This is a genomic window from Streptomyces sp. Inha503 (genome assembly GCF_047215865.1).
GTDB classification, from domain to species: domain Bacteria; phylum Actinomycetota; class Actinomycetes; order Streptomycetales; family Streptomycetaceae; genus Streptomyces; species Streptomyces lycopersici.
Genome location: NZ_CP178360.1, coordinates 7,630,375 through 7,644,774 on the forward strand (window position 1 = coordinate 7,630,375; position 14,400 = coordinate 7,644,774).

18 protein-coding genes are annotated in these 14,400 nt (G+C 69.9%); 9 read left to right on the forward strand and 9 right to left on the reverse strand.

All coding sequences use genetic code 11. The annotated features are described in order from the left end of the window. The first annotated feature begins 30 nt into the window (after positions 1 to 30). A complete protein-coding gene (locus ACJX2R_RS32320; RefSeq protein ID WP_413103007.1) occupies positions 31 to 552 on the forward strand; it encodes a DUF742 domain-containing protein in 522 nt (173 codons plus the stop codon). Beyond that, a complete protein-coding gene (locus ACJX2R_RS32325; RefSeq protein WP_164428548.1) occupies positions 500 to 1,117 on the forward strand; it encodes a GTP-binding protein in 618 nt (205 codons plus the stop codon). Before ACJX2R_RS32320 ends, ACJX2R_RS32325 begins: the two co-directional genes overlap by 53 nt. Here ACJX2R_RS32325 and ACJX2R_RS32330 read toward each other — a convergent pair. Beyond that, positions 1,114 to 1,704, reverse strand: a complete 591-nt coding sequence (locus ACJX2R_RS32330; RefSeq protein ID WP_262702905.1) for a helix-turn-helix domain-containing protein — start codon at positions 1,702 to 1,704, stop codon at positions 1,114 to 1,116. The genes ACJX2R_RS32325 and ACJX2R_RS32330 overlap by 4 nt on opposite strands. A gap of 47 nt (positions 1,705 to 1,751) precedes the next feature. Between ACJX2R_RS32330 and ACJX2R_RS32335 the strand changes: the two genes are divergently transcribed. Beyond that, entirely contained in the window at positions 1,752 to 2,633 is an 882-nt protein-coding gene (locus ACJX2R_RS32335) for a class I SAM-dependent methyltransferase (RefSeq protein ID WP_413103008.1), read from the forward strand. Positions 2,634 to 2,692: 59 nt separating this feature from the next. Here ACJX2R_RS32335 and ACJX2R_RS32340 read toward each other — a convergent pair whose 3' ends face one another. Beyond that, entirely contained in the window at positions 2,693 to 3,412 is a 720-nt protein-coding gene (locus ACJX2R_RS32340) for a TetR/AcrR family transcriptional regulator (protein ID WP_413103009.1), read from the reverse strand. 155 nt (positions 3,413 to 3,567) lie between these two features. Between ACJX2R_RS32340 and ACJX2R_RS32345 the strand changes: the two genes are divergently transcribed. Beyond that, on the forward strand, positions 3,568 to 4,017 hold the full coding sequence (locus ACJX2R_RS32345) for a nitroreductase family deazaflavin-dependent oxidoreductase (RefSeq protein WP_413103010.1): 450 nt from the start codon (positions 3,568 to 3,570) through the stop codon (positions 4,015 to 4,017). Positions 4,018 to 4,157: 140 nt separating this feature from the next. Continuing rightward, positions 4,158 to 5,381, forward strand: coding sequence for a cytochrome P450 (locus tag ACJX2R_RS32350; protein WP_413103011.1), 1,224 nt, complete (start codon positions 4,158 to 4,160; stop codon positions 5,379 to 5,381). Positions 5,382 to 5,411: 30 nt separating this feature from the next. On the opposite strand, the gene ACJX2R_RS32355 is transcribed toward ACJX2R_RS32350, so the two are convergent. Continuing rightward, positions 5,412 to 5,684: a CBU_0592 family membrane protein gene (locus ACJX2R_RS32355; protein WP_413103012.1), complete on the reverse strand. Its 273-nt coding sequence runs from the start codon at positions 5,682 to 5,684 to the stop codon at positions 5,412 to 5,414. Positions 5,685 to 5,755: 71 nt separating this feature from the next. On the opposite strand from ACJX2R_RS32355, the gene ACJX2R_RS32360 reads away from it, so the two are divergent. Next, the gene (locus ACJX2R_RS32360; protein ID WP_413103013.1) at positions 5,756 to 6,661 is read left to right on the forward strand and encodes a LysR family transcriptional regulator; all 906 of its coding nucleotides are present in this window, start codon (positions 5,756 to 5,758) and stop codon (positions 6,659 to 6,661) included. On the opposite strand, the gene ACJX2R_RS32365 is transcribed toward ACJX2R_RS32360, so the two are convergent. Together ACJX2R_RS32365 and ACJX2R_RS32370 are read right to left on the reverse strand one after the other, a co-directional pair. After that, positions 6,662 to 6,952, reverse strand: a complete 291-nt coding sequence (locus tag ACJX2R_RS32365) for a hypothetical protein (RefSeq protein WP_413103014.1) — start codon at positions 6,950 to 6,952, stop codon at positions 6,662 to 6,664. It abuts the gene before it with no gap. Between the two features lie 85 nt (positions 6,953 to 7,037). Then, the gene (locus ACJX2R_RS32370) at positions 7,038 to 7,631 is read right to left on the reverse strand and encodes a TetR/AcrR family transcriptional regulator (RefSeq protein WP_413103015.1); all 594 of its coding nucleotides are present in this window, start codon (positions 7,629 to 7,631) and stop codon (positions 7,038 to 7,040) included. 123 nt (positions 7,632 to 7,754) lie between these two features. On the opposite strand from ACJX2R_RS32370, the gene ACJX2R_RS32375 reads away from it, so the two are divergent. Continuing rightward, a complete protein-coding gene (locus tag ACJX2R_RS32375) occupies positions 7,755 to 8,540 on the forward strand; it encodes a class I SAM-dependent methyltransferase (RefSeq protein WP_413103016.1) in 786 nt (261 codons plus the stop codon). Positions 8,541 to 8,586: 46 nt separating this feature from the next. Here the strand turns inward: ACJX2R_RS32375 and ACJX2R_RS32380 are convergent, their stop codons facing one another. Beyond that, on the reverse strand, positions 8,587 to 10,914 hold the full coding sequence (locus ACJX2R_RS32380; RefSeq protein ID WP_413103017.1) for an NACHT domain-containing protein: 2,328 nt from the start codon (positions 10,912 to 10,914) through the stop codon (positions 8,587 to 8,589). A gap of 37 nt (positions 10,915 to 10,951) precedes the next feature. Here ACJX2R_RS32380 and ACJX2R_RS32385 point away from each other — a divergent pair, with 37 nt between their 5' ends. Beyond that, the gene (locus ACJX2R_RS32385; RefSeq protein WP_413103018.1) at positions 10,952 to 11,257 is read left to right on the forward strand and encodes a hypothetical protein; all 306 of its coding nucleotides are present in this window, start codon (positions 10,952 to 10,954) and stop codon (positions 11,255 to 11,257) included. Positions 11,258 to 11,405: 148 nt separating this feature from the next. Here ACJX2R_RS32385 and ACJX2R_RS32390 read toward each other — a convergent pair whose 3' ends face one another. Both ACJX2R_RS32390 and ACJX2R_RS32395 read right to left on the reverse strand, forming a co-directional pair. Beyond that, complete coding sequence (locus ACJX2R_RS32390; RefSeq protein ID WP_413103019.1) at positions 11,406 to 12,281, reverse strand: SGNH/GDSL hydrolase family protein; 876 nt, start codon at positions 12,279 to 12,281, stop codon at positions 11,406 to 11,408. Then, a complete protein-coding gene (locus tag ACJX2R_RS32395; RefSeq protein ID WP_044570804.1) occupies positions 12,268 to 12,837 on the reverse strand; it encodes a PadR family transcriptional regulator in 570 nt (189 codons plus the stop codon). The genes ACJX2R_RS32390 and ACJX2R_RS32395 overlap by 14 nt, the downstream gene beginning before the upstream one ends. 135 nt (positions 12,838 to 12,972) lie before the next feature. On the opposite strand from ACJX2R_RS32395, the gene ACJX2R_RS32400 reads away from it, so the two are divergent. After that, positions 12,973 to 13,458, forward strand: a complete 486-nt coding sequence (locus ACJX2R_RS32400; RefSeq protein ID WP_413103020.1) for a nuclear transport factor 2 family protein — start codon at positions 12,973 to 12,975, stop codon at positions 13,456 to 13,458. Between the two features lie 96 nt (positions 13,459 to 13,554). Here ACJX2R_RS32400 and ACJX2R_RS32405 read toward each other — a convergent pair whose 3' ends face one another. Continuing rightward, complete coding sequence (locus ACJX2R_RS32405; RefSeq protein WP_413103021.1) at positions 13,555 to 14,328, reverse strand: vWA domain-containing protein; 774 nt, start codon at positions 14,326 to 14,328, stop codon at positions 13,555 to 13,557. Positions 14,329 to 14,400 lie beyond the last annotated feature (72 nt).

Consider the following 14,400-nt stretch of genomic DNA (forward strand, 5'->3'; position numbering starts at 1 on the left):
TCGCGCGGCGCATGGAGGAGGGGGGTCGCGATGGTCGCCGGTGAACCAGTACCGCACGAACCAGGGCCGCACGAGGCGGCAGCGCAAGAGGCGGTAGGGCAGGAGGCTGCGGGGCAGGAGGCTGCGGACGACGCCCGGGCCGCCCCGGAGCCGCCCGAACCGCCCGAGCCCGCCGTCCGCGCTTCCGCCGTCCGCCCGTTCCTGCTGACCGCGGGCAGGGTGTCCGGGAGCGGCGCCGCGCCACCGCTCCCGGTCGAGACCCAGATCGTGGCGACGCCGGACGGGCTGTCCGCCCTGCGGTCGCTCACCTTCGAACGCCGCGACATCGTCGCCGCCTGCCGACGCCCCCAGTCGGTGGCGGAGTTGGCCGCCCGGCTGAGTCTGCATCTCAACGTGGTCCGGGTCCTCGCGGAGGACCTGTGCGCCGCCGGACATCTGGCGGTCCACGTCCCGAACGCCGGGACCGTCCACGACATCTCCGTACTGCGAAGGGTTATCGATGGTCTCCGTGCCGTCCCCGACTCACGGGGCTCACTCCGCGACAGCGGTTGAAGAACCGCCACTGCCGGTCAAGCTGGTCATCGCCGGTGGCTTCGGGGTCGGCAAGACCACGGCGGTGGGCGCGATCTCCGAGATCCGGCCGCTGACCACGGAGGCGTTGATCACGGAGGTCGCGGCGGGCGTGGACGACCTCACGCATACCCCCGGCAAGACCACCACCACGGTCGCCATGGACTTCGGTGTCATCACGATCGACCCGAAGCTGAAGCTCTACCTGTTCGGCACGCCGGGCCAGGACCGCTTCGGCTTCATGTGGGACGACGTGGTCGAGGGCGCCCTCGGCGGCCTGGTGATCGTGGACACCCGCCGCCTGGACGACTGTTACGCGGCGGTGGACTACTTCGAGCACAAGGACATCCCCTTCGCCGTCGCCATCAACGCCTTCGACGGCGAGGTCCAGCACGATCTGGACGAGGTCCGCTGGGCCCTGGACATCTCCGAACACGTCCCGCTGATCGTCTTCGACGCCCGTGAGACGGGCTCGGTCCGCGACGCGCTCCTGGTCGTCCTCGACGTGGCCCTCTCCCGCGCCCAGTCCGCCGCCAACCCGGCCTAGACCGCCCCCTCGTCCCCCTCCGGCAGCGACCGCAGATGCGTACGGCGCCCGTCCTGGTCCAGGATGCCCAGCGCCTCGGCGGGCCCGCCGTGCGCCCCGAAGGCATGGGGGATCATCGTGGAGAACTCCGCCGCCTGCCCGGTCTCGACGACGATCCTCCGATCCCCCAACACGAGCGTGACGGCCCCGGACAGGACCGTGAACCAGTCCCTGCCCGGATGGACCTTCAGCGCCTCGGCACTGGTCGGAGCCGGTTTGGTGAGGCGCAGCTTGGCCACGATGACCCCGGGCTGGCGGTTCAGCAGCCAGGTGGTCAGCCCGCGCGCCGCGTCATGCTGCGGCCGGATGATCACGTCATCGTCGGCGGTCGACTCCACCAGCTGATCCAGACTGGTCCCCAGGGCCCGCGCTATCGCGCTCAACTGATCAAGACTGATCCGTCGATGCCCCGTCTCGATCCGGCTCAGCGTGGACGGGCTCAGATAGCAGCGGGCGGCCAGATCGTCCAGCGACCAGCCCATGGCCGAACGCAGTCCCCTGATCCGCTTGCGAACCAGGGTGTCGAGAGCGCTGTCCTCTTGCGTCATACGCAAGATGGTATGCCGTTGAGGCAAGAGCCACTTACGCTCGAAGCATGACGGACCACCACCACGGGCACCATCACCACCATCACCACCACCAACACGGCGCCGCCGGGGCGGACGACTCGGGCTGGGCCGAACTCCTGGACCTCGACGCCGAAGTCCTGCACACCTATCTGTCCGAAGTGACCTCTCAGCTGGCCCAGTTGACGCGGGACGACCCACCCCGCCGCATCCTCGACCTGGGCAGCGGCACCGGCACCGGAACCCTCGCCCTGCTCCGGCGCTTCGAGGACGCCGAGGCGATCGCCGTCGACCGTTCCCCCGACCTCCTGGAACATCTGCGGGGCAAGGCCCGCGCACACGGAGTGGCGGACCGCGTCCGAACCGTCCAGGCCGATCTGGACGACACATGGCCGGACTTCGGCCCCGTGGACCTGGTGTGGGCGTCGGCGTCCATCCACCACCTCGCCGACCCCGACCGCGGCTTGCGCGAGATCTTCGAGCGGCTGCGCCCCGGCGGTCTCCTGGCCGTGATCGAGATGGCCGGCTTCCCGCGCTTCCTCCCCGAGGACGTCGGCCGGGGACGGCCCGGCCTGGAAGCCCGCTGTCACGCCGTACAGGCCCAGGAGCACGCCGAGCGGATGCCGGAGCTGGGCTCCGACTGGGGCCCTCGCCTCTCCGGCGCCGGATTCGGCATCGCGACGGAACGCCCCTTCGCCATCGATCTGCGTCCCCCGCTCCCCGAGTCCACCGGCCGCTATGCCCAGGCGTTCCTCCGCCGGGTGCGTTCCCATGTGGCGGAGCGCCTGAGCCCCGACGACCTGGCCACCCTCGACCACCTCATCGACAGCGACGGCCCGGACGGCGTGCTGCGACGCGACGACCTCAACGTCCGCGCCGAGCGCACCCTATGGGCGGCCCGCCGCCCGTAACCCTCACCGATGGGCGGTCTCACCGATGAGCGGTTCACGAGCCCGTAGGCCGCGGCGGTTCAGCGGGTCGGCGGAAGCCCGAGGAAGTCGGCGAGTTGTTCAACCGTGTGGTCGAAGAACTCGTCCGTGGGGTCCACGCTGCCGACGAACTGACCGAACAGCTCGAAGCTCACCATCCCGAACAGCTGCGTCCACACCACAAGGCCGCGGTTGAGCGTCTCCAGCGGCAGATCCGGTGCGATCCGCTCGCCATCCGGCGTGACCTGCTCGCCCAGTGCCCGCAACTGACCGGCCAGCCCTTCGGTCAGGGGCGGGCCCTCGAACGCGGGCGAAGGGTTCGTCTCCCGCAGGATCCTGATCAGGACCATCGGTACGCGCGCCGCCGAGGCGACCGTGTCCTGCGGGGCGGCGTACCCCGGGATCGGGGAACCGTAGATCAGGGCGTACTCATGCGGGTTGGCCCGCGCCCAGTCCCGGACCGCGTGGCACGCCTTGCGCCAGCGCTCCCGCGGCGCGCCCCCCTCCCCGCCCCCCTCCGCGGCCTTCTCCGCCTGCGCGCCCACCGCGTCGTAGGCGTCGATGATCAAGGCGGTGAGCAGCTCGTCCCTGCTGGCGAAGTAGCGGTAGAGGGCCGATGACACCATGCCCAGCTCCCGGGCGACCGAGCGCAACGAGAGCTTCTGGGCGCCATCCACCGCGAGCTGACGCCGGGCCTCGTTCTTGATCTCCTGCGTGAGCTCCGCCCGGGCCCGGTCCCTGGCTGTCCGACTGGCGTTCATGCCGACCAGTGTGCCACGTGCGAGAGCGGCGCACGATTCCGAGAGCACTGCTCTTGACTTGTGAGTGGAGTTCGGTGTTCAGTGATCTCAACAGAGAGCACTGCTCTCGTCGCTCGAACACCGCTCTCGCGCATCGAGGGCCGAAGAGGGATGACATGACCGAGCTCCGCAACCTCAAGCCCAGCACGTTCGACAGGATCTTCAACGGCCTCGCCAAGCGCCTGACGAAGATCGGTATCGGCCTGGCCGGGAGCCAGATCCTGGCCGTACGGGGCCGCAAGAGCGGCGAATGGCGCACCACCCCGGTCAACCCGCTCACCCTGCACGGCGAGCGCTACCTCGTCGCCCCGCGCGGCCACACCCAGTGGGTGCGCAACATGCGCGCCGCCGGCGGCGGCGAACTGCGGCTGGGCCGCAGGGTGGAGCCGTTCACCGCGGTCGAGGTGGAGGACGGCGCGAAGCCGGAGATCCTGCGGCTGTACCTGAAGAAGTGGGCGTGGGAGGTCGGCCGCTTCTTCGAGGGTGTCGACGCGCGTTCGAGCGACGAGAAGCTGCTGGAGATCGCGCCCGGCTTCCCGGTGTTCAGGATCAGCGCGCGGGGATGACCCGCGGGTCGCGCGACCCACCGCCCGGATCCGCCGCCAGTCCGACGCTGCGCATCGACGAGGGACGGCAGCCTCTTTGACTTCACCCATGAGTGGTGCGTAACTGTTCGCCGCACGTCGTACGGCTCTGGAGGCGCTCCGTGGGTGAAGCAGAAGTGGCGGACGAGACGAAACCGGAAGGCGCGGAGCCGGAAAGCGCGGAAACACGCTGTCCCGTGGGCGACTTCCCGTTCGCCACGGACCACCCCCTCGAACCCCCGAAGGAGTGGGCGGCGCTACGGGCGGAGGGATGCCCGATCCCGGAGCTGACGCTGCGCTCCACCGGCGCCCCGGTGCGGGTGCTGACCCGGTACGAGGACGTGCACGCGATGCTGTCCGACCCCCGCTTCCCCCGGGACGTGCGCGAGGCGGGGCCGGACGGGACCGGCACGGGCGAACGGCACCAGCGCTGGCGGCGCCTGGTGGGCCAGGCGCTCACCGCCAAGCGGGTCGCCGCGCTCCGCCCCCGGATCGTCACCATCGGCCACGCCCTGGTGGACGCCATGGAGGCCGGGCCGAACCCCGCCGACCTCTGGACGGGTTTCGCCTACCCGTTCCCGGCGCGGGTCGTCGGCGCCCTGCTGGGCGTACCGGAGGCGGACTGGGATCGCTTCGCGTACTGGTCGGGCGCCCTGTTCAGTGGGGACCGCTACGGCGAGCGGGAGACCCGCACCGCCCGCGAGGAGCTTCTGGCGTATCTGGGCGAGCATGTGGCCCGGACACGGCGCGCACCGGGCGACGACCTGCTCAGCAAGCTCATCGAGATCACCGACGCCGCCGACCCCCGCCCGCCCGAGGCGGTCCTGGTCCAGATCGCGCGGGGCCTGATGCACGCCGGCCACGAGACCACGTCCAGCGTGATCGGAAAGCTGGTCCCGGTCCTGCTCGACGACCGTTCCCGCTGGCAGCGCCTGCTGGACGACCGCTCCCTGATCCGCCCGGCCGTCGAGGAGTTGCTCCGCTTCGACGTCAACCGTGGCCCGGGCATGCCCCGCTACCTGACGGAGGACGCCCAACTGGGCGGCGAGGTGATCCCGAAGGGCAGTACCACCGTTTCGGTCGTCGCCTCCGCCAACCGCGACGAGCGGATGTTCCCCCACCCCGACCAGCTGGACCTGACCCGTACCCCCAACCGCCACCTCGCCTTCGGCGCCGGCGCCCACTCCTGCATAGGCCAGGCACTGGCCCGCACCGAACTGCACGTCGCCCTGGAAATCCTCCTGGACCGCCTGCCCGGTCTCGCCCTGGCCGTCCCGTCCTCCGAGCTGGCGCGCCGCGCCGGAGTGCTCACGGACAGCTTCGAGCGGGTGCCGGTGGTGTGGTAGCCGTTGCGCGGGGCCAGGGTCCGAGGGGCCCTAGCGACCGTCGGTCACGCCCAGGCCGCGGCGTACGCCCACGAGGGTCTGCATGCCGATGATGACCCACACGAAGTTCGAAGTGACCGACGGCCAGGCGCCATTGGCGGCCGCCGATACGGCCAGCAGCGCGCCGCCGAGCATGTTGATCGACTGGGATGCGCGGGAATCCGGTTCGATCCGCCGACGTGACACCAGGGCGTAGGCCGTGGCGGTGCACAGGGCACCGATCCACCCGGCCGCCGTGGCGACCAGGGGCAACAACTCCTCCATACGGCCATGGTGGGGGCATGGACGATACACATCAATCGAAGTTGTCTTCCCCCGGCATTAAGCTGAACTGAATGGATATCGACGCGCGCAAACTGGCCGTGCTGCTGGCCGTCCACCGGGCCGGCGGGGTGCTGGCGGCGGCGGATGTCCTGCATCTGACACCGTCGGCCGTCTCCCAGCAGATCGCCCGCCTGGAGGACGCGGTCGGCGTCACCGTTCTGGACCGTCAGCCCCGCGGAGCCGTCCTCACCCAGGCGGGCCGGGTTCTCGCCGAAGCCGCGGAACGCATCGAATCCGAGTTGACCGACGCCCGCAAGGCGCTGGCGGCGCTGCATGGGGATGTGACGGGCACGGTCGTCATCAGCGCCTTCAAGACCGTGATCCGCATGCTGCTCGTACCGCTGGTGCACCGGCTGGGCGAGCAGTTCCCCGGTCTGGAACTGCTGATCCGGGAGATGGACGGCGAGAAGGCCCAGCAGGAGCTGAGGTCGGGAGCGGTCGACCTGATCGTTCTGGAGGCCGAGACCCCCCTCGGGCACCGGGCCGCGCGCGGCACCCGCGATGTGCCGGTGCTCGAGGAACCGTGGGTGGTGATCATGCCCGCGGCGACGCCGGTCCCGGCCAGTACGGCGGACCTGGAGCACCTCACCTGGCTGGGGGTCGACCCGGACGCGGCCGCCCACAGCGCCACCGAACAGGCCCGGCGCGGCCTGAAGGCCGCGCCCCCGGTCCACAGTTACTACGACTACGACGTCGCGCTCTCGCTGGTGTCGGGAGGTCTGGGCATCGCGATCGTGCCCGCCCTGGCCGTGCTGGGCGTACTGCCCGACGGCGTCAAGGCGGTGTCCCTGCCCGGCCTGGGGACCCGCCGCCTGATCGCCCGGCACCGCACCACCCGCTCCGAGCCCCGCAAGGAAGTCCTCACCGTCCTCGACGCCATCATCGCGTCCGCCGCCGAGCTCGACACCAATGTGTAGTCAGCCGCCGAAGGGCCAGAAAAGGGCGATGACGCCGCCGAACCCAATGACACCGAGGACGGTTCCGACAACGGCGATCCACAGCCGCCCGGCCCCGCGGCGGGCGTGGTGCACACCCATGGCCCCGAGCGCGACGGCGAGCGGCCCGGCGATGATCGTCCACGGAAAGGTGACGAGCACGAGCACCGGCACCCATGCGCCCAAGGCGGCAAACAGGCCGAGAACAAGCGCGGTGGGGCCCAGGGCGACGGCGGGTGAGTCACTTCGGCCGGACACAGTCGACGCGGACATGACCTGCTCCCCTGTGGGATGGGTTCCCGTTCCGTACTGATCGTACCGATGGGGGTACGGCTGACCGGTGGCGGGCGTGGCGGGGCTACGGCTCCCGTACGACGTCGGCGATGACGGTGGTGACCATCTTGCGGACGGCCGCGGCGTCCGGTGGCGCGGCTTCGCGGTCCGCGAAGAGGAGGTGGCCGGCCCCGATCACCGTGGGGGCGAGCGCGTCGATGTCGGCGTCGGCCGCGATGCGTCCCCGGTCCCGCTCGGCGGCCAGGTAGGAGGCGATCATGGCGGTGGCTTCCGTCAGGAGCGGCAGGCCGGTCGGTGTGGTCTCGCGGAGGCGGGCGCGCAGCTCGTCCCGCGAGATGACGAGGCTGACGAGGCCCACGGCGACCGACTCGAAAAGGGTCGTCAGCGCGTCGGCGAGGTGGTCGGCGACGGTGCCGGTCCCGGCGGCGTCGCGCAGGGCGGCGGACTGGTGGTCGAGCCGGGCGACGCGATCCCGTACGAGCTCGGCGAGGAAGGCGTCGAAGTCGGCGAAGTGCCGGTGCAGGACGCCCTTCGCGCAGCCCGCCTCCGTGGTGACGGCCCGGCTGGTCAGCGCGCTCGGCCCGGCCCGGAGCAGGACTCGCTCGGCGGCCTGGAACAACTGCTCGCGTACGTCACGCATGGCCACCCCTGTCGGCACCGTGCGTCCCTCCCTCACCTTGCTCGTGGGCCCATCCGGTTGACGAGTGGGCAAGTGCCCACTCATAGTGGGCGCATGCCCACTCTACCGTTCTCCGGGAACGAGCCCCATCAACATCGGCAGATGGCCGAGTCGTTCGGCTCGGATGCCGAACGTTATGACCAGGCCCGGCCCCGCTACCCGCAGGCCATGGTCGACCGGATCGCCACCGGCGGTCCCGGCCTCGACGGCCTCGACGTCGGTTGTGGCACCGGTATCGCGGCCCGGCAGTTCCAGCGGACCGGCCGTATGGTGCTCGGCGTCGAGCCGGACGCGCGGATGGCCGACGTGGCGCGGCGGCTGGGGACGGAGGTCGAGGTCGCGACGTTCGAGGCCTGGGATCCGGCCGGTCGGGAATTCGATGCCGTGATCGCGGGCCAGGCGTGGCACTGGATCGACCCGGTCGCGGGGGCGGCCAAGGCCGCCCGGGTACTGCGGCCCGGCGCCCGGCTGGCCGCGTTCTGGAATGTCTTCCGGCTCCCAGCCGATCTGGCGGAAGCCCTCGCCACGGTCTGCCGACGGGTGATGCCCGACGCGCCGTTCGACTTCCGGGCGGTGACGCAGAGCGGCCCGGACGTCTATCAGCCGATCCTCGCCAAGGCCGCCGACGGGATACGGGCGGCGGGCGCGTTCGGCGAACCGGAGCAGTGGCGGTTCGACTGGGAGTGGACCTACACCCGGGACGCCTGGCTCGAACAGATCCCCACCCAGGGCGCCTTCACCCGGCTCCCTCCGGCCGAGCTGGCGGAGGTGCTGGAAGGCGTGGGCGCGGCCATCGACGCGATGGGCGGCAGCTTCACGATGCCGTACACGACAGTGGTGATCACGGCGACCCTAACGACCCTAACGACCCGAACGGCCGTCAGCTGACCCGGTCGAGCGGATGGACGGACCTCGGACCTTCGGAGCCAACCGCTCACTCCGCGAAGGTGGGGTGAGTCATCGTGGACGCGGTGATACCGAGCCGTTTGCGGGCGGGCTCCAGACCGTCATCAACGAGGCCTGGCCCACTCCACTCCACGAGCAGGGAGCAGGGCCGATCGTCCAGCCTCCGCAGGGTGAGGGAGACCGGTCGGCGCTCCGGGCGGGCCGGCTCCGAAAGGTCCTTCATGGGGGAATTCGCGGAGTCCCTCAGGGTGAAGGTCACCGGCGCCTCTCCCGCCAATTCCAGGGTCACCTTGACGGCGCCTCCGGCGCAGCCGTCGGCCTTGATCCTGCCGCTCCAGCCCCGAATGGAACGGCCATGGAGAGTTTCCGGCAGCCAGACCGTGTGGCGGGAGGATCCCTGGGGCAGTTTCCACGACCAGATCGAGGCGCCTAGGCACGGGGAGTCGCTCGGGTATCCGCAAACGGAGGTGTTGAGGAAATAGCGGGGCTCGTCCCCGGAGTGATAGCGCAAATCGATTTGGGTCGACGAGGCGTACAGCATGGATATCACGGCGAGGATGGATAGCGCCGTACCAATCTGCACAAGGCTGGCGAAGACGGGCAGCAGCGCCCTCCAGCGTTGCCACTTGGCATTCCAGTCGCCGTGAACCGACCGGGACGGCTTCTTGGCGATGCTGCCGCCCAACTGCCTCAGCACTCGCTCGTGCCGGAATTGGTGGACCGGGCCAATCCGACGCAGCACGCCGAGTTCATGGGCGTCTTCGAGGAAGGGCGGCAATAGCCATGGAAGCCGTCGTGTGAGCCAGAACCAGCAGCGGGACAGCTGGTATGAACCCCAGGCCGAGCCGAGCAGTGTGGCCGCGCCCGAAGCGGCGCCGACGATCGTGCCGTAATGCCAGGCGGTCTCCCCTCCCGCCTTGAGCGCTCGCACCAGCCACCACGCCACGGAGCATCCCGTGACACCGGCGATCGCCAGAGCCGATGCGACGCCGATGAGCGCGTATCGGCGTATGAGGGCTTTCGGTCCGTACTCGGCGTCCTTGGGTACGTACACCTGCTTCAGCTCGAATCGGACCGCCGCATGAGCGAACCACCCACCGAGTCCGGCCAGCAGTCCGGTCGTCACTCCCAACCCCGGACCGAACAGCGCGTGCAGAAACCAGCCCCACACGGCGCCGAACGCCAGGCCGACCAACGGTCCCGTCAGTCGGGCATTGATCTGCCACCAGGCGAAGTCGACCGTGCCGTCCCGCCGCATCTGGCGAGCCATCAGCGTCAGATAGCGCTTGGCCGGTGCCTCCTTGTAGCGGCTGGGCGGATCCTCCGTGTAAACGGCGGGGAGATACCGGTTCAGCAATGTGTCTTCGATGTCCTCCTTGGAGCGCGTCTTCGACACCAGTTCTCCGGGCTCGGTCAGGCGCGCCCGGTAGGTCGTACGGGCCAGGTACAGCATCAGGGGGGAGCTCATCGTCCGGGCCAGCATCGACTCCGGTTCCCGCCGCATGGCGTCGAATACCGTGTTCCAGCGGTCGTCACCGGACAGCGTCGACCGTGTCAGGTAGGCGATCGCCGCCTCCGCCTTCACCTCTTCGAGCTCTACGACCGCGGCTCTGGTGAGATGGGCCCCGGCCCGGCACGCTGTTTCGTACTCGTCGCCGCGACAGGTGACCAGCAGCCAGCAGCCGTCGCGGATCACCCTGTCGATCGCCTTGATCGCGCGGGCGCGCAGCGGCTCCGGCAGCTCATCCAAACCGTCGAGCACCGGCATCACCATGCCCGCGTCGAACAGACCGGCCCCCGCGTCCGCCCCGAACCGCCGCCGACTGGTGAGCCTTGGGCTGTTCTGTGCGATCTGCCGGAGGATCCATTCCCGCATCGAGATCGCCGGACGCCATGACGACAGCGACATCAGCACCGGGACCGGATAACCGGGCTGAGGGTTTTCGGCCATCTCATGCACGAGCTGTATGGCGGCGACGCTCTTGCCGGTACCCGGTTCTCCGAGGACCACGAGTTGACGCAGGGGCAGCTCCCGGCAGGTATCCGATAACTGGGTCACCGTGCCCTTCAGATCCTCCGGGGCGACGCCCAGTACGTCCTGCGACGGCTGGACAGGTCTGCGGCTGCCCTTCCAAGGGGTTTCGATCAAGGCCGGTCGCTGGAGTTCGAGACGGGCCACCGCGTGCCGCGCCCTGGACAGGACGTCCTTCCGCAATCGGTCCGCCGCGCGCTCCAGATCCGTGGCGGCCGGTTTGCCGCCCATGACCACGATCAGATCGCCGCCGACCTCGTTGTCTTTGACCGATTGATAGCGTTTGCCCCACACGGCATGTCCCCCATGCTGAAGAATCGGCATTGTCATGCTACGGAACTGATGGGGGACAGTGGTGGGAATGACGGCGATGCGTGTGGTGGCGGCGGCCGGGTCCGTGGTGGTGGCGGCGGCCGTGAACGTGGCCACCGGAATGCTGACACAGAACTGGACGGCGGCGTGGTGGGCCGCTACGGCCGTGCTCGTCATTCTGGCTGCCGCCTTCGCGGTATGGCAGACGAGCCTCGACGGCGCGGGCGCCCGGCGCCGCCAGCAACTCCGGGGTGTCGAGAGTCGCTCGGCCCGGCAGCTGATGAACGGGCCCGGTGTGCAGGTCGTGCGCGACTCCAAGTTCGAGGGAGACGTCACTCAACGCCAGGACGGCTGAGGCGACGGGGCCGTCCACCGGCAGGCGCTGGGTGAGGCTCGGTCTCCTGCCCCGGCTCTGTGCCCCGTCGTTCGGTCCCCGAACAGTGATCGTGGATACCGTGCCGAGCGCGGCGGATCCTTCCTGTCGTCCGAGGAGGGCGGGGAGCTCATGGCGCGGTACGCGGTCCGGCATCCGCGGGTGGCGCGGCGGCCGTTCCTTCGACCCGCTCGCCGCGAGACCTCGGCTCGGACACCTCGGCACCCACCGGCCCCAGCCGCGGCCGCTTGGCGGTGCGGCCGTCGCCGGAGGAGCGGCCGCGGAGGCGGCGGGTGAGCCAGGGGCCGAGGAAGGTGGCGGTCCAGCGGAGTTCGTCGGTGGCGGCGCGCCATCCGTTGGGTGCGGGCGTCGCCGGTGGGGGCAGGGGGTGGCTCCAGGTGTCATCGGCGCCGGGGAGGCCGAGGGTGTGGGCGAGGGCGGCGGCGATGCGCTCGTGGCCGAGGGAGCTGGCGTGGAGGCGGTCGGGGCTCCACAGCCGGGGGTCGGTGACGACGGGGTGGTGGCCGGTTTCGGCGATGGTGACGCCGTGGCGCCGGGCGGCTTCGCGGACGCGCTCGTTCAGGGCGGTGACGCGCCGGGTGAGGGGACGCGCCAGAGGGCTGATGCGGGCGGGGTCGGGGAAGGTGAGCGTGGCGACGTGGGCGCCCTGCGCGGTGAGCGCGGCGAACATCGCCTCCAGGTGATGGGCGGTGCGGTCGGCGTCGAAACGGGGGCGGAGGAGGTCGTTGACCCCGGCGACGACGGTGGCCAGGTCGGGGCGGAGGGCCAGGGCGGGTGCGAGCTGCTCCGCGTGGACCTGCGCGGCGAGGCGGCCCCGTACGGCGAGATTGGCGTACGAGAGGCCGGGGTTGGCGTGGGCGAGGTGCTCGGCGAGGCGGTCGGCGAACCCGCGCAGACCTGTGACGTCGTCCCCGTCGCCCAGACCCTCGGTCTGGCTGTCGCCCAGCGCGACGTAGCGGCTGTACGCCGCGTCAGTGTCGGGCACGGCTGTGCTGCCTCTCTCGCAGGACGGTGATCGTGCGCTCGCACCAGTCGCGGTTGCCCTGTTCGAGGGCCAGACCGCGCAGACATGTCAGATACGGGCCGATGCGGTGGCCGTGGCGCAGGAACTCCTCCTCCGTACGGTCACCGCGCATCTTGCGCAGCAGCTTGCCGAACAGCTGGATCTTGGCCTCGGCGAAGGTGGCACGCTCGGTGAGCTGGGCGATCAGGGTCTCCTTGTCGACGTGGTCGGCGGCCTGGACCTTGACGAGCAGGTCGTCACGGATGAAGGACGGCTTCGCGAACGCCGCCGTGAACTCCTCCAGCTCCGCCAGTCCGGCATCGGTCACATGGAACAACCGCTTGGTGGGCCGCGTCTCCTGGACCACCGCCCGGCCCGCGATGAGCCCGTCCTTCTCCAGGCGGGTCAGCTCGGCGTAGAGCTGCTGCGGCTGGGCGTGCCAGAAGTTGGCCACGCCGATGTCGAACGCCTTGGTCAGCTGGTATCCGCTGAGCTCCCCATCGAGCAGTGCCGCCAGCACGGCGTGCCGCAGGGCCATCGGATCGCCTCCTTCATCTCTCCGTGTCGCTGCATGCCCCGGATGCCCCGCATGCCTCTGTCGCTGGACACGCGCCCATGATAGTCATGAAAGTGACTACTCACATCCATGACTATGAAAGAAGGCGGGCATGCGATGACCACTCCCAAGACCACAGCCGAGCCCACAGCCGAGATCACTCCCGAGACCACCGCCGACCGATTCCGTACCGCCATCGACAACCGGGACCTCGCGGCCCTGGACGACCTGTTCACCGAGGACATCCGCCTCTACAGCCCCGTCAAGTTCACCCCCTTCGAGGGCAAGCCGATGGTGCTGGGCCTCTTCGGGGTCCTGCTGCGCACCTTCCAGGACTTCCGCTACATCGGCGACCACACCGGCACCGCGCAGACCAGCACCGACGGCACGTCCGCCCAGTCGGCGGTGCTGCTCTTCCGTACCCGGGTCGGCGACAAGGAGATCCACGGCATCGACCTGCTGCACTTCGCCGACGACGGCCGCATCAAGGAGTTCACCGTCATGGTCCGCCCCCAGTCCGCCGTCCACGCCCTAGGCGAAGCGGTCCTCACCGGCCTGATCGAAGCCGGCCTCACACCGGCACCGACGCCCTCCGGCCAGTAGCGAGGCCGGACGGCGCACGCCTTGCCGCCGAAGCCGGTCACCCGTCGTGCCGCCGCTCCCTGAATCGGTCGGCGGTGGGAAAGCACCGCGGTCCGTTCAGTTCTTCAGGATTCCGGCGGAGCGGGCGGAGTCGAGCCACAGCGGGAATTCATGGAGCAGCTGATCGTAGAGGGCGGCGTCGGAGAGGGCCTTCGGTGTCGGCCCGGCGGCGAAGAATCCGGCGTTGTCGACGACGCGCCGGTTCGGCACCGGCAGATCGTCGAGTCTGCGCAGGAAGCGGAATTCGTCGTCGCCGAACCCGATGAACTGCCAGAAGATGGGCAGCCTCGCGGCCGTGCACAGCACATGCTCCGCCGCCGCCTTGGAAGTGGGGGAGCCGTCGGTCTGGAAGACGACGAACGCCGGATCGTCGGCCCCGGATGCCTGGTAGTGGTCGATGACGGCCTGCATGGCGACGTGGTAGTTGGTTCGGCCCATGTGGCCCAGTGAGTCGTGCAGGGGATTGATCCGGTCCTCGTAGGCGTCGAGGCTGATCTCGGCGGTTCCGTCGATGTCCGTGGAGAAGAAGACGACCGGCACGACCCCGTCGTCATCGAGGTTCGCCGCGAGGGCGAGCGTCTGCTCCGCCAAGTACTGCACGGATCCGTCGCGGTAGTACTTGCGCATGCTCCCGGAGCGGTCCAGCACCAGATACACCGCGGCCCGTTGCCCACCGGCATCGTGCTTGGCCAGGGAGACCGCGGCGGTCTTGTAGAGACTGACCAGCCCCGGGGCCTGAGCCGCGACCTTTTCCAGACTGATCGCGGGAGTCGACTCCTGGGGACGCTTGCGATAGTCGATTTTCGGACGCCTGCGGTAATCAATGGCCATAGCCGGTGATTGTCCTCCAACTGATGAAATACGTCTTGCCTTTGCCAATCTGCTCGACGGGCAGATCAGGTC

Bases quoted from the DNA above. Each gene is read 5' to 3' on its own strand.
- ACJX2R_RS32380 (WP_413103017.1), bottom strand. From the start codon at position 10,914: ATGCCGATTCTTCAGCATGGGGGACATGCCGTGTGGGGCAAACGCTAT.
- ACJX2R_RS32355 (WP_413103012.1), bottom strand. From the start codon at position 5,684: ATGGAGGAGTTGTTGCCCCTGGTCGCCACGGCGGCCGGGTGGATCGGT.
- ACJX2R_RS32395 (WP_044570804.1), bottom strand. From the start codon at position 12,837: ATGGCCCTGCGGCACGCCGTGCTGGCGGCACTGCTCGATGGGGAGCTC.
- ACJX2R_RS32340 (WP_413103009.1), bottom strand. From the start codon at position 3,412: ATGAACGCCAGTCGGACAGCCAGGGACCGGGCCCGGGCGGAGCTCACG.
- ACJX2R_RS32405 (WP_413103021.1), bottom strand. From the start codon at position 14,328: ATGGCCATTGATTACCGCAGGCGTCCGAAAATCGACTATCGCAAGCGT.
- ACJX2R_RS32385 (WP_413103018.1), top strand. From the start codon at position 10,952: ATGACGGCGATGCGTGTGGTGGCGGCGGCCGGGTCCGTGGTGGTGGCG.
- ACJX2R_RS32330 (WP_262702905.1), bottom strand. From the start codon at position 1,704: ATGACGCAAGAGGACAGCGCTCTCGACACCCTGGTTCGCAAGCGGATC.
- ACJX2R_RS32375 (WP_413103016.1), top strand. From the start codon at position 7,755: ATGGCCGAGTCGTTCGGCTCGGATGCCGAACGTTATGACCAGGCCCGG.
- ACJX2R_RS32360 (WP_413103013.1), top strand. From the start codon at position 5,756: ATGGATATCGACGCGCGCAAACTGGCCGTGCTGCTGGCCGTCCACCGG.
- ACJX2R_RS32345 (WP_413103010.1), top strand. From the start codon at position 3,568: ATGACCGAGCTCCGCAACCTCAAGCCCAGCACGTTCGACAGGATCTTC.
- ACJX2R_RS32325 (WP_164428548.1), top strand. From the start codon at position 500: ATGGTCTCCGTGCCGTCCCCGACTCACGGGGCTCACTCCGCGACAGCG.
- ACJX2R_RS32320 (WP_413103007.1), top strand. From the start codon at position 31: ATGGTCGCCGGTGAACCAGTACCGCACGAACCAGGGCCGCACGAGGCG.
- ACJX2R_RS32400 (WP_413103020.1), top strand. From the start codon at position 12,973: ATGACCACTCCCAAGACCACAGCCGAGCCCACAGCCGAGATCACTCCC.
- ACJX2R_RS32335 (WP_413103008.1), top strand. From the start codon at position 1,752: ATGACGGACCACCACCACGGGCACCATCACCACCATCACCACCACCAA.
- ACJX2R_RS32365 (WP_413103014.1), bottom strand. From the start codon at position 6,952: ATGTCCGCGTCGACTGTGTCCGGCCGAAGTGACTCACCCGCCGTCGCC.